The organism is Streptomyces sp. 6-11-2 (assembly GCF_006540305.1).
Lineage (GTDB): Bacteria > Actinomycetota > Actinomycetes > Streptomycetales > Streptomycetaceae > Streptomyces.
In genome coordinates, this window is sequence record NZ_BJOR01000002.1 from 701,086 (window position 1) to 712,749 (window position 11,664).

The following is an 11,664-nucleotide window of genomic DNA, read 5'->3' on the forward strand; positions in this document are numbered from 1 at the left end:
CGTCAGCACCGGCATCCCGTCGGGCCGTCCGCGGGCGCCCAGCCGGCGACCGCGGACCAGAGGTGCTCGGCCCGCTTCTGCGCGTCCTGGCGCACCGCGACCGGGTCGATGGTGAGCACCTGGCGGTCGCGGACCACGAACTCCCCGCCGACCATCACCGAGTGGATGTCGGCGGACTGGCCGGCGAAGACCATGCTCGCGACCGGGTCCAGCACGGGCGCCAGGTGCGGGCCCTTGAGGTCGACCAGCAGCAGGTCGGCGAGCTTGCCGGGCTCGACCGAGCCGAGCTCGTGCTCGCGGCCGAGGGCGCGAGCGCCCTGGATGGTCGCCATCTCCAGCACGTCCATGGCCTTGATCGACTCGGCGTTGCCGTCGCTGATCCGGTTGACGCAGACCGCGAAGCGCATCTGCTCGAGCATGTCGTGGACCATGTTGTCGGTGCCGAGCCCGACCCGCGCGCCGAGGCGTCGCAGCTCGGCGACCGGCGCGATCCAGCCGCTCTTGGCGTTGACGGCGGGGAGCTGGCACACGGTCGCGCCCGACTCGGCGAGCAGCGCGGCGTCGCCGTCCTCGAGGAACGCGCAGTGCCCCGCGATCAGGTCCGGTCCGAGGACGCCGGTGTCGGCCAAGTGCTGCACCGAACTGCGGCCGGTGAGCGTCCGCACCTGGGCGACCTCGCCGGCGCTCTGGGCGAGGTGGGTGAACATCCCGACCCCGGCCTCGTCCGCGAGCGCCCGCGCCCGGCGGAGCAGGTCAGGGCTCGCGGTGTCCGGGCCGTGCGGCCCGACGTGGCAGGTGATCCGGCCGTTGTCGTACCCGTGCCAGTCCTCGATCAGGCGCGCGTTGGCCTCCAGGAGGCGCTGTCCGCGCGCCGCGTCGTACGTGTAGGCGCCGTGCCGCACGCTGAACAGGTCAGCGTCGTGGATCCGCTCGCTCACCACGGCGCGGAGGCCGACCTCGGCGAGGGCCCGGACGTTGGACTGCGAGTGGATGTAGTTCTCCACGATCGTCGTGGAGCCGAACGCCAGCGCCTGCATCGCCCCGAGCAGCGACATGACGTAGGTGTCGTCGGGCGACATGACCACCCCCTGCGGGATGTCGCGGCGGTAGATCGGCGCACCGCCCATGTCGTCGCCGATGCCGCGGGTGACACCGATCGCGCAGTGGACGTGCAGGTTCACGAAGCCCGGCAGCAGCATCTGCCCGGACGCGTCAACCTCCGTCGCTCCGGCGTACCGCGCCCGGAGGTCGGCGGTCTTCCCGACGGCGGCGATCCGGCGGCCGTCGACGGCCACCGCTCCGTCCTGGATGACGGTGCGCTGCTCGTCGACGGTGATCACCGTGGCGTTCGCGATGAGGGTGAGATCGGACATGTGTGGTCGTCTCCTGGGTCTGTGGTGAGTACGTCGTCGCGTCAGGGACGCGGCTGCACGGTGCCGGGCGGGTACTGGTTCCACCACCAGTGCGCGATGTCGAGGCGCCGGGTGAACCACACGTCGTCGTGGCCGAGCATGTACTGAAGGAGCTCGCGCAGGGCGTGCGCGCGGGCGGGCTGGCCCATGAGCCGGGCGTGCAGCCCGATGCTCATCATCCGCGGCCGGGTGTCGCCCTCCTCCCACAGCAGGTCGAAGGCGCGCTTGCCGTAGTCCAGGAACGAGTCCGGCCCGGAGTAGGACTGCCCAGGGAGGAACAGCCCGTCGTTGAGGGTGAAGGAGTAGGGGATGACGAGGTGGTCCTTGCCCTGCACCCGCACGAAGTACGGCAGGTCGTCGGCGAAGGAGTCGCTGTCGTAGAGGAAGCCGCCCTCCTCGACGAGGAGCTCGCGGGTGTTGACCGACGCGGGCTGCCGGCTGTACCAGCCCCGCGGCCGCTCGCCGCACGTGGCCTCGATCGACTCGATCGCCATGTGCAGCCGCTCGCGCTCGGTGTCGCGGTCGAGCGTGCTCACGTTCTCCCAGCGGTAGCCGTGGCAGCACACGTCGTGGCCGCGCTCCTTGATCCAGGCGCCGACCTCCGGGTTGAGCTCGAGCGCCTGGGCGCAGCCCTGGACGGTTATCGGGAGGTCGAGCCCGTCGAGGATGCGCTGGAGACGCCAGATGCCGGCGCGCGAGCCGTACTCGAAGATCGTCTCGTTGCCAAGGTCCCTGACCGGCAGCGGCGGATAGTCGAACTCCTGCGGGATCTCGTTGCGGCCGTCGACGGCGTAGCTGAGCTCGCTGCCCTCCTCGTAGTTGACGACCAGGCAGACCGCGACGCGCGCCCGCCCGGGCCACTCGATGGCAGCGCCGTCGCGACCGTAGCCGACGAGGTCGCGTCCACCGGGCGCAGAGGGGTTCGTGGACATGGGGGTCACTCCTCGATGGTCAGGATCGGTACGGCGCCCGCGTCGACCGAGCGCTGACGCAGGTCGCGGCACTCGTCGGCGAACGGCCCGGTCAGTACGTCGAGCCGCGGGCCGGTCGTGGCCACGGCAGCCGCGAACCCGGCCGGGTCGTACCCGCCCCACGGCCGGTCGCCGGGCAGCCGGGTGCCGCCGACGACGACCCGGCCGAGCCGGTAGACGAGGCAGGCACCCAGGCACATCGGGCAGGGCTCGAACGTCGTGTACATCGTGGCGTCCTCCAGCGACCGGCCCGGGTGGGCGGCCGTGAGGTTGCGCAGCGCGACCACCTCGGCGTGGGCCATCGGGTCGCCGCTGGTCATCGCCTCGTTGCCGCCGCCAGCCAGGATGTCCTGGCCGGCGACGATGACGGCCCCGACCGCGAGGTCGCCGCGCGCACCGGCGCTGGCGGCCTCGCTCAGCGCGACCTGGAGGAACATGCGGTCCGTGCGGTCGCACGCGTCGGCGTCGGGGGTCGGCGTCACGGCTGTGCTCACCGGCCGATCTCGCGGAGGTCGGTCGCCGCGGTCTCTCGGGCGATCGCCACGCAGGAGATCAGCACCACCAGCAACGCGGCGAGGTACACCGAGACCGGCACCCACGTGTCGTACTTGGTGACCAGCGCCGCCGTGATGATCGGGGCGAGCGCGCCGCCGAACACGCCGGCGCTCTGGAAGCCCAGGCCGGCTCCGGTGTACCGCACGCGGGTCGGGAACAGCTCCGGGACGTAGGCCGCGAGGGGACCCCACATCGCCGCGATGAAGAAGTTGCCCACGGCCGGTGCGACGAAGACCAGCGCGTCGACGCCGGACCCGAGCAGCGGGAAGAAGGCGAAGCCCCACGTCATCGCGCCGACGGCGCCGATGCCCAGGACCGGCCGACGGCCGATCCGGTCGCACAGGTGACCCCACATCGGGATGCTGACCGCCTGGCTCGCGGCACCGAAGAGGACGGCGGTGAGCAAAGTCTGGCGGGGCAGGCCGAGTTGGGTGGTCCCGTACACGAGGATGAAGACGTTGAAGACGTAGAAGGTCACGTCGCTGCCGACCCGGGAGCCGATCGCCAGCAGCACGCGCTTCCAGTGACAGGTCACCACCTCGAGCAGGGGCGCTTTACCGACCTCGTCGGCCGCGGCCTCCTCCTCGAACAGCGGCGACTCCTGCACCTGCCGGCGGATCCACAGCCCGACGAGCACCAGGACGGTGCTCAGCAGGAACGGCACCCGCCAGCCCCAGGCGAAGAACGCCTCCTCCGACACCAGGAAGGTGACGATCGAGAAGACCGCGTTCGCGAGCAGCAGGCCGACCGGGCTGGCGATCTGGACGAGCGACCCGAGCAGCCCGCGCTTGCCGTCGTTGCTGAACTCGCCGACCATGAGCGCCGCACCCCCCCACTCGCCACCGAGGCCGATGCCCTGGACGAAGCGGAGCACGACAAGCAGCAGCGGGGCGAGGATCCCGATCGAGCCGTAGGTGGGCACCACACCGATCAGGCCGGTCGCCGTACCCATCAGGACCAGGGTCAGGATCAGCACGTTCTTGCGGCCGTGCTTGTCGCCGAAGTGACCGAAGATCGCCGCGCCCAGCGGGCGGGTCACGAACGCGACGGCGTACGTGATGAGCGAGAGCATCGTCGCCGTCGCGGGGTCGCTCTCGGGGAAGAAGAGCTTCGGGAAGACCAGGGCGGCCGCCGAGCCGTAGATGAAGTGGTCGTACCACTCCAGGGTCGTGCCGACCGCGCTCGCGCCGACGACGCGTCGGAGCGCCTTCCGGTCGGTGCGAGTACCGGCGCCCGGGGCGCCGGTCTTGAGAGCTGCGTGCATGCTAGCCTCCAAGACAGGTGTTCGAGTACGCCGCTGCCGAGGGATTTCGCAGTTCGCACGGCAGCGATGTGGGTGGACACCGACCTCGCACGGCCCCCTGCCTGATGCGGCGGGGCCGTGCTCCTCAGTCGGCTGCCGACGGCTCTTCCTGGGCTGGTCGAGTGCCGTCGACTTTTCGGAGCTGACCTTGCGTCAGGTGCTGACGCAAGGTCAGCGACCTGGTCGATCGCGGCCCTGGTCGGACCGGTTGAGCCTGGCGCCCGACGGTGAGTTCGAGATCGCCGTTCGAGTCACCCTGTTCATGTTTGGTATACCGGGATACTGCTCGCGTCCGATGGACGCCGTCAAGCAGTTCGGGATACAAAATTGGAATGAGGGTGGTCCGGCAGTGCGGAGGTCGTTCCTCGTCGTGGCCGTGCTCGGCGCGAACGTCGTCGCGGCGATGCAGGTCGGCAAGGTGCCCACCGCGCTGCCCGCCATCGGCGACGACCTCGGGCTCTCACTGGTCCAGGCGAGCTGGGTCCTCTCGCTCACCAACCTGATCGCGGCCGGCACCGCGTTCGCCGTACCCGCCCTCTCGACACTGGTCGGCGCCCGCCGGCTCGCGCTGCTCGCGACGGCGTGCCTCGCGCTCGGCAGCCTCGCCGGAAGCGCGTGCTGGAACGCGGAGACCCTCTTCCTGTCCCGGGTCCTCGAGGGTGCCGGCCTGCTGCTGATGATGATCAGCGGGCCGACGCTCCTCGCGCAGGTGCTCGACCTGCGCCGGCTCCGGATCCTGTTCGGGCTGTGGCCCGCGTGCATGCCGGTGGGGATCGCGGTGATGCTGGCGGCCACGCCCACGCTGGTGGAGGTGACGGGCTGGCGCCCGATGTGGGTAGGCACCGGCCTGGCCGCGGCCGCTGCAGGAGCCGTCCTGGCCGTGGCCTCCCGGGGTCTGCCCGCGCCGCACGTCGAGTCCGGGATCCCGGACGCGTCGTGGATGCTGCGCGAGCCTGCGCGCCGGCTAGCGGTGCGGCCGCTGCGGTGGTGCGCGGCGATCTCGCTGTGCTACTCCGCGGAGTTCCTCGGCGTCCTCGGGCTGCTGCCCTCCGTGCTGGGCGAGCGGGCCGGCGCGAGTGCGGGGACGGTCGCGGCGCTGACGGCGACGGCGTTCCTCGCCAACGGCATCGGTACGGCGACCGCGGCGCTCTTCCAGCTCCGCGGCGTCGCCGGGTCGCTTCTCCTCCTGCCGGCCGCCCTCGTGATGGCGCCGTGCCTCTGTGTGGTCTACGACCCTGGTATCCCGCGCCCGGCCACGATGGCAGCCGCGTGGGCCTTCGCGGCTGCTGGTGGCTTCATCGCCTCGGGCGTCATGTCGGGCGCTGCGCGCTGGTCGTCCTCGCCGGCGGAGGTGTCGGCGGGCGTCGCCGCGATCACGCAGTCCATCAACCTCGGCCAGCTGGTCGGTCCGCCCGTGGTCGCGGTCACGGTCTCCGGAGCGGGCTGGGCGGCGACGCCTGCAGTGCTGATGGTGCCGACCGGTATCGTGCTGGCCGGGAGCATCGTCCTGCGGCGGTCCACGCGTGCCGGCGAGCCTTGACGCTCACGGCCGGGACCTAACTGTTTCCGCGATTCAGAATCCGATGACCGCATCCCGGAAACTCAGGGCGTGTCGGAGCTCCTCCAACTTGCCGCTGTGTAAGAGCCGATGGCGGCATCTTCAACGGCGCCACGCCCGGGAGTACACGCAGCCCGTTCCGTTCAGCGCGGGGCTTCAGCGCCGCCGCCGCGTCGGACCTGTTCCAAAGTCTGCTCGTGCAGTGCGGCCATGCCTTCCGGCGGCACCGGGGCGGGGCTTCCGGTGAGGGTGTACCACTCGTCGGCGTCCGTGTACTGGATCGCGATGCCGGCACGCCCGTCGGGCAGGAGGCTGGTGGCGACGGTGAGGTCGCCGGTGATGACGCCGACCTCGTCGGTCATCGCCCCGCCGGGCCCGGCTTTCACCTCGTCGACGAGCCGCTCCTGCTGCGGGTCGTGGTCGCTCATGAGGAACAGGTACCCAGCATCTCGGTGAGCGTGTTCTTCTCGGCTTCGGTCACCGACAGCTCATACGTCGCCTTCACCGACACCCAGGCCCGGGCATAGGTACACCAGTACGGCTTGGACGGCGGCTGCCACTCGTCCGGGCCCTGATCCCCCTTCGACCGGTTCGACGCCGCAGAAACGGCCAGTAGCTGCGGGTGCGTCAGGTCGTTCGCGAACGCCTTCCGCTTCTCCTGCGTCCAGCCAGCAGCACCGGAGCGCCACGCATTGGCAAGCGGCACCATGTGATCGATGTCGAGGTCCGAGGCGCTCGTGAACGTCTTGTCGTCGTACACGCTCACCCAGCGCCCAGACACCGCCCGGCACTCCTCGTCGCGTTGCACCCCCGTACCGTCCCGCGCCAGCACCTTCTCCCGGGTGTCACACTTTTCACCCTGCTGAGCCCAGTGGGGGAACTTCGCGCGGCTGTAACCAGCCATCGAGCCGTGCGGCGCCACCGTCAGCCCCGCCAACTCCGTCCGGGCTTGCTCTGCGGTCGGGACGCCCGGCAGCGTGCCGGATTCGGCGGCCTCACCGCCAGGAGTGCTAGCGGGCGCGGACGGTTTGTTGTCTGTCGCCTCGGGCGCCAGCCCTTGCTCGGTAGGTGAGCACGCGGTCAACACGAGCGCGGCGACGGCCGCCAAACCACTTTTGAGCCACGACAGCTGACGCCCCATGACCTGCCTATATTCCCCTCGCTCGATGGCCGTAGCTGCAGCATACGTGCTCAGGGGAGCCAGCCTGGCTAAGACAACTCGCCCCTCGCCCAGAGGGGTTGGGCGTGCTCGAGGTCGGCCCCTCCCGCCAGCGCGATGGCCCAGCCGACCTGGGCCGTCTCGGCGCCGGCCACCGGCACGGGGTTGCCCGTGGCGGCGACTGTGGCGGAGACCCCGCCGGACAGTCAGGAACCCGACGAGGTCCAGCGCGCGCCGGGCGTCCACTTCGGCCTGTGCGGCGTCGCTGATGAGCAGCGCCGTCGTGCTGGTGGACATGGCCAGTCGTTCAAGGTGAAAGTGAACTCGCCGCCCACCGCGTCGTGCAGGTCGTCAGGGTCGGTCGGCAGCTCCGTTCAGTCCGTCAATGATCGCCTGCCCTGTCTCCGCAGCGGTGAGGTAGGGCCGGACGTCATGTGCCTTGGCGCCGTTGTGAACCTGGACGTCGGATACACGGCCTCCGAAGTGCGGGGCCAGTTCTTTGGTGAGAGCTACGACATCCCCTCGGTCCGCGACGTTGGTCCAACGGCTTACGGGGGCCGGCCACCGCCCGTGCCCTGTGCGTGGGCTTTGGCAACAAGCGGTCGAAGATCAGTCGCGGAACCGCGAGCGGGGAGCCGAGGGTGACGAGTTTGAGGTCGGGCCAGTCCGAGTGCGTGCACAGCGTCTCGTAGGCGACGACATGCCAAGCGAATGGGCCACGATCACTTCCGTGCTCTCGGTCACGACGGCGGCGAAGCGGTCCCGGATCCGTGCACGCAGCTCCGGCTCGGTGAAGTAGCGGCGTACCTGTCGCAGGCTATAGATCATCAGCCGTTCGCTCAGTCCGGCGAAGAAGGCCGAGTGGCTCAGCGCGTTGAGCGCCCGCTGCACGGTGTCCGGCGTACGCATGCGCGCGGCTGTCTCCGGCCCTGGCACCTGGCTATCCAGGCGAGCCGCCGTCTCCCACCACTGGAGAAGCAGTTCACGCTCCAGGCCCTCCTTGACGTCACCGGCGTCGAGTTCGGGAATGCCGAGCCCCCGGTGACCGGCAGGGCGGAACATATCGCCGTAGAACGACATGGCCACCTGGTCCGGGCCGGGCCCCAGCCCGCCGGCCAGGGTGACGCCATCACACAGTGCGGGGTACCAGTCTGCGAGCAGCGTCTGGCTGCCTTTGAATTGCTGGGCTATGCCATGGACGAGGACGACACGAGTCACGATGCGTTCCCCTGTTCCCTGTCGGGCCCTGTCAGGTGGACGCCGAGCACGACGGCTCCCATGTAGGTGGCAACGCAGACCCTGTCGCCTCCCACCGCGACATCCGCGACTCCGCTGCCAATGTCGAGTTCCGCCGACCAAGTGGCGGACTTCATGTCCCACACCCGCACGACACCGTAGCCGTCGGCTGCAATCAGCGCCTGCGCTCCGTTGATGTCCGCCACCCGAAGGGCGCGGACTGCGGATGGAAACGGCTCCAACTCGACGCCGACGTCGGTCCCATCCGCTGGATCCCAGAAGTGCAGACGTCCATCGCCCGCGCCCGACACCACGACATGGCGGTCCAGGTACGCGAAGTCCACGCTGTACGGCCGCCTGTTCGGCGCAGGGCGGTGGCGGGGAGGCCGGAGGGTCATGCGCGATCGCGGCCACGTACGAGGGCCGTACCTATACGCAGGTGGCCAACGTCGACTTCACCGTAGGCGACGCACTCGGCACCGCCGAATTCCCGCCCTGCAATGACACACCGAACGACAACCACCATACGGAAGGACCCGAACCGACCACGGCCTATGCCGTCGACGGCTTGGATCCGCGTATCGCCATCGCGGTACGGTACACCTCGGAACAGGTCATGCTGCTTGCCGTCCAAGCCGGTGGCAGCCTGCCTCCGGAGGTCGAGGACCTGACCAGGCACTAGGTAGGGCGCGCGGCAAGACTCAGCGGAGCTTCCCGAGGGGTGAGCTGTGACCATCAGGCAGGTCAGCGGGGTTGCCTTGAGCAGCGTTACGGTCACGGCGTCTGGCCACTACGTCGTCGGCCTGCGCGGCGAGCGGATCTACGACGAACACGGCGCGGCGGATTCCGCCCGGGTGTCCCACCTGGAACTCGGCAGTATGTCGGCTGGCGCCGAGGCCTCGATCCACGTTGCGTTCCAACAGGTCGCGGCCGCCGCTTTCAGCGGCGACCCCGCCTCGTGGTGCTGGCCTGCCGCGCTGGCCCGCGCAGGCGCCCCTGAACTGGCGGAAGCGTTGCTGCGCGCCAGCACCGACACCGGAGATCGCCAGGCCCGGCAGCAACTGGTTGACTTCCTCGATGGCCAGGAACGTACCCATGAAGCCGACGCTGTGCTCCTCGAAGTCGCCCCCACCGACATGTCCGCCCTCAATACCGTGTTCCACCGCCTGTGGCCCCACCGTCCCCAGGCCGCCCGCGAGGTCCTCAACGAGGCCGTGAGGGCCGGCCATATCCTGAACGTCCTGGCTGTGCTGCGACCCCTGACCCACTCGGGGCGCCTTCCCCGCGACCGCCACTTCGCCATCACCGCCACCCGGGTGCTGGCCCGGCTCGGCTACGAGCCCGCCCAGGTCCAGCTCGCCCGAACCCGGCTGGCGGAGGCGGACGAACTCGAATACGAAAAGACGCCAGACCACGACCTCGTCGCCCGCAAACGCGACGAGGCGCAGCACCTGCTGCAGCAGGCAGCCCCAGGCCACCGCGAAGCCCGTGCTCTCCTGGGCCGACTGGCCGAGCAGGAGGACAACCTTGCGGAGGCCGCCCGCTGGTACCGCCAGGCCATCGACGCCGGCGACTACGAAATGTTCCCCTCTCTCCTGCAAGCACTGCACCAGGGAACATCGCCGAACGAAGGTGAGGTTCTCTACGGTCTCGATGCCGACGGCAGCCCGCTGCCCGCATGGTGATGTTGCGAGCCTGCCCCCGAAAGTCTCAGCCGCACAGTAGCGACATGTTCGGTGACCCTGTCGGTGCGGGAGAGCGATGGCCTGGCTGCGCCCCGAGCCCCTCATGGCCGTGCTGCTGGCCGGTTCCCAACTGGCTGCGTTGGATGGCTGATGCGACATGGCGGTGTTGACGGGCTTTGCGGCGAAGCTCTGATGATCGCTTGGGACATCAACCCAACTGGGCGGTCGGCGACCATGTCAAGGCAGCCAGTCCTGCGGGACCGCCGATGTGCAACTGCTGGCCCGCCGCACTGGTGTGTACGACGCTGGTGACCGGTGCGGCGGTGACGAGGGAGTGGGCCAGCCGCCCAGTAAGGGGTTCCCACAGGCGCAAGCCAGTTGCGGTCGCGGTCACCAGCAGACTCGCACCAGTGCCCCGTGCGAGGGGAATCATGTCGTACGTCGATGGAACCTCGAACTCATGCAGACACGCCCAGCTGCCCGGATCCCACACAGTTACTCGCGTGGAGGTGGCGACGGCCACCGCTGATGGAGTGAGAGGCAGAGAAAGCAGACAGACGTCACGCACGGCGGCGGTCCGCGGCATCAGAGCGGCTTCCTGCACGATCTGCCGGGTGACAAGGTCCCACACGGTGACCTTCCCTTGCCCCAGGCCCGCGACGAGGCATTGCCCCGCGGACGATGGCAGTGCCAGCAGGTGCGTGACGGAAAAGGAAAAGCTCTTCGACAACGCAGCGAACTGCTTCGACTCCAGGCTGAGCGTGTTGACTCCCCGGGCGTGGGCCAGGACCAAACAGGTTTGTCCATTCGGAAGCCGCACGGCGACGCTGGCGCGGTAGTGGACGTTGTCCGCGATGTCCTGGACGGTGTCGTACGTTGGTTCCCATTGGCAGACACGACCGTGCTGTCCGAAGACGAGAGTGGGGATGTCGGCCTGGCCGGGGACGACCTCCATGAAGCCAGGGCGGTCTCGTATTTTCAGACGGAACAGCGGCTGATGACTGACCGGATCCAGGAGCGCCACCATCTTTGGCGTAGACACAGCCACTAGTTCACGGCCGTCGGCGGTATTCACGGTCGCCATGCCGGGCGTGGTCACCGAGATTCCGAATTCGTCTGGGCGTGTGGAGGCGGGCTCAATCTCGTGCAGGAGGATGCCTTCGTCGCTGCTGGCGACCAGCGCCAGGGAACCGTCCTGCACGCGCACGCCCGCCGCCCGTGATCCGGTGCGGGAGGGGCACTTCGATACCCACCGAGGTCGTGGGCCCGAGGTATCCCACACGGTGATCATTGCGCCGTCCCGGACTCCGAGGAGGGTCCGGCTGCCGGGAACCGGGATCTGTAGTGCCTTGCTTCCTTGAGAAAACTTGCAAGCGATCAGTGTGCCGCTGAAGGGATCGAGCAGATCGACCTCATGGGTTCTGCGGACCACGGCAAGAACGTCACCACCGTACGGGCCTGCAACGGCTGCCAGCGAACGTACGGTTGTGGGCTTGAGCGTGACGTGCCGGACCTGCTGGGTGCGCGGGCTGAACAGGAGTGGGGCATCCTTGAACTGTTTGAACAGCCTCCAGCTCTCCCCGGCTGCATCCCGCACCCAGCAACCTCCTGTAAAGACGATTCGGCCTCTGGGTAGGGGAATAGGTTCGTGTGTCTGTTCCGACGGGGCCCAGGCCAGCATCTCGCGCGAGGTGGTAACGGCCAGCAGCCAGCGGTTGAACCCTTCGCGCAGCACACGTACTTCACGAGCTTGTGCCAGGGGCAGCCAGGCCAGCCGTTGTCCTG

12 protein-coding genes are annotated in these 11,664 nt (G+C 69.3%); 3 read left to right on the forward strand and 9 right to left on the reverse strand.

Features of this window, described 5'->3' with window-relative positions; all coding sequences use genetic code 11:
* Positions 1-2 precede the first annotated feature (2 nt).
* From TNCT6_RS39435 to TNCT6_RS39450, 4 genes are read right to left on the reverse strand one after another with little or no spacing between them, the layout of a single operon-like run.
* The gene (locus TNCT6_RS39435) at positions 3-1,373 is read right to left on the reverse strand and encodes an amidohydrolase family protein (protein ID WP_141367896.1); all 1,371 of its coding nucleotides are present in this window, start codon (positions 1,371-1,373) and stop codon (positions 3-5) included.
* 41 nt (positions 1,374-1,414) lie between these two features.
* Positions 1,415-2,344 carry a polysaccharide deacetylase family protein gene (locus TNCT6_RS39440; RefSeq protein WP_141367897.1) on the reverse strand — a complete coding sequence of 310 codons (930 nt, stop codon included), beginning with the start codon at positions 2,342-2,344 and terminating at the stop codon, positions 1,415-1,417.
* A gap of 5 nt (positions 2,345-2,349) precedes the next feature.
* Positions 2,350-2,877: a nucleoside deaminase gene (locus TNCT6_RS39445; RefSeq protein ID WP_141367898.1), complete on the reverse strand. Its 528-nt coding sequence runs from the start codon at positions 2,875-2,877 to the stop codon at positions 2,350-2,352.
* Positions 2,874-4,202, reverse strand: a complete 1,329-nt coding sequence (locus TNCT6_RS39450; protein WP_141367899.1) for an MFS transporter — start codon at positions 4,200-4,202, stop codon at positions 2,874-2,876. The genes TNCT6_RS39445 and TNCT6_RS39450 overlap by 4 nt, the downstream gene beginning before the upstream one ends.
* 388 nt (positions 4,203-4,590) lie before the next feature.
* Between TNCT6_RS39450 and TNCT6_RS39455 the strand changes: the two genes are divergently transcribed.
* Positions 4,591-5,781 carry an MFS transporter gene (locus TNCT6_RS39455; protein ID WP_172633337.1) on the forward strand — a complete coding sequence of 397 codons (1,191 nt, stop codon included), beginning with the start codon at positions 4,591-4,593 and terminating at the stop codon, positions 5,779-5,781.
* Positions 5,782-5,942: 161 nt separating this feature from the next.
* On the opposite strand, the gene TNCT6_RS39460 is transcribed toward TNCT6_RS39455, so the two are convergent.
* The 4 genes from TNCT6_RS39460 to TNCT6_RS40410 form a co-directional block, all read right to left on the reverse strand.
* Positions 5,943-6,227, reverse strand: a complete 285-nt coding sequence (locus TNCT6_RS39460; RefSeq protein WP_141367901.1) for a hypothetical protein — start codon at positions 6,225-6,227, stop codon at positions 5,943-5,945.
* Positions 6,224-6,940, reverse strand: a complete 717-nt coding sequence (locus TNCT6_RS39465; RefSeq protein WP_141367902.1) for an HNH endonuclease family protein — start codon at positions 6,938-6,940, stop codon at positions 6,224-6,226. The genes TNCT6_RS39460 and TNCT6_RS39465 overlap by 4 nt, the downstream gene beginning before the upstream one ends.
* A 627-nt stretch (positions 6,941-7,567) precedes the next feature.
* The gene (locus TNCT6_RS39470; RefSeq protein ID WP_308789500.1) at positions 7,568-8,176 is read right to left on the reverse strand and encodes a hypothetical protein; all 609 of its coding nucleotides are present in this window, start codon (positions 8,174-8,176) and stop codon (positions 7,568-7,570) included.
* A complete protein-coding gene (locus tag TNCT6_RS40410; protein WP_172633271.1) occupies positions 8,173-8,538 on the reverse strand; it encodes a hypothetical protein in 366 nt (121 codons plus the stop codon). Before TNCT6_RS40410 ends, TNCT6_RS39470 begins: the two co-directional genes overlap by 4 nt.
* On the opposite strand from TNCT6_RS40410, the gene TNCT6_RS41855 reads away from it, so the two are divergent.
* Both TNCT6_RS41855 and TNCT6_RS39485 read left to right on the forward strand, forming a co-directional pair.
* Positions 8,421-8,876, forward strand: a complete 456-nt coding sequence (locus TNCT6_RS41855; RefSeq protein WP_301184439.1) for a DUF6281 family protein — start codon at positions 8,421-8,423, stop codon at positions 8,874-8,876. The two genes, TNCT6_RS40410 and TNCT6_RS41855, sit on opposite strands and share 118 nt — an antisense overlap.
* A gap of 46 nt (positions 8,877-8,922) precedes the next feature.
* A complete protein-coding gene (locus tag TNCT6_RS39485; protein WP_141367904.1) occupies positions 8,923-9,879 on the forward strand; it encodes a sel1 repeat family protein in 957 nt (318 codons plus the stop codon).
* A gap of 208 nt (positions 9,880-10,087) precedes the next feature.
* Here the strand turns inward: TNCT6_RS39485 and TNCT6_RS40415 are convergent.
* The coding region (locus TNCT6_RS40415; protein ID WP_172633338.1) for a hypothetical protein at positions 10,088-11,664 on the reverse strand (1,577 nt) is incomplete at its 5' end.

Bases quoted from the DNA above. Each gene is read 5' to 3' on its own strand.
- TNCT6_RS39435 (WP_141367896.1), bottom strand. From the start codon at position 1,373: ATGTCCGATCTCACCCTCATCGCGAACGCCACGGTGATCACCGTCGAC.
- TNCT6_RS39440 (WP_141367897.1), bottom strand. From the start codon at position 2,344: ATGTCCACGAACCCCTCTGCGCCCGGTGGACGCGACCTCGTCGGCTAC.
- TNCT6_RS39450 (WP_141367899.1), bottom strand. From the start codon at position 4,202: ATGCACGCAGCTCTCAAGACCGGCGCCCCGGGCGCCGGTACTCGCACC.
- TNCT6_RS39460 (WP_141367901.1), bottom strand. From the start codon at position 6,227: ATGAGCGACCACGACCCGCAGCAGGAGCGGCTCGTCGACGAGGTGAAA.
- TNCT6_RS39465 (WP_141367902.1), bottom strand. From the start codon at position 6,940: ATGGGGCGTCAGCTGTCGTGGCTCAAAAGTGGTTTGGCGGCCGTCGCC.
- TNCT6_RS41855 (WP_301184439.1), top strand. From the start codon at position 8,421: ATGGAAACGGCTCCAACTCGACGCCGACGTCGGTCCCATCCGCTGGAT.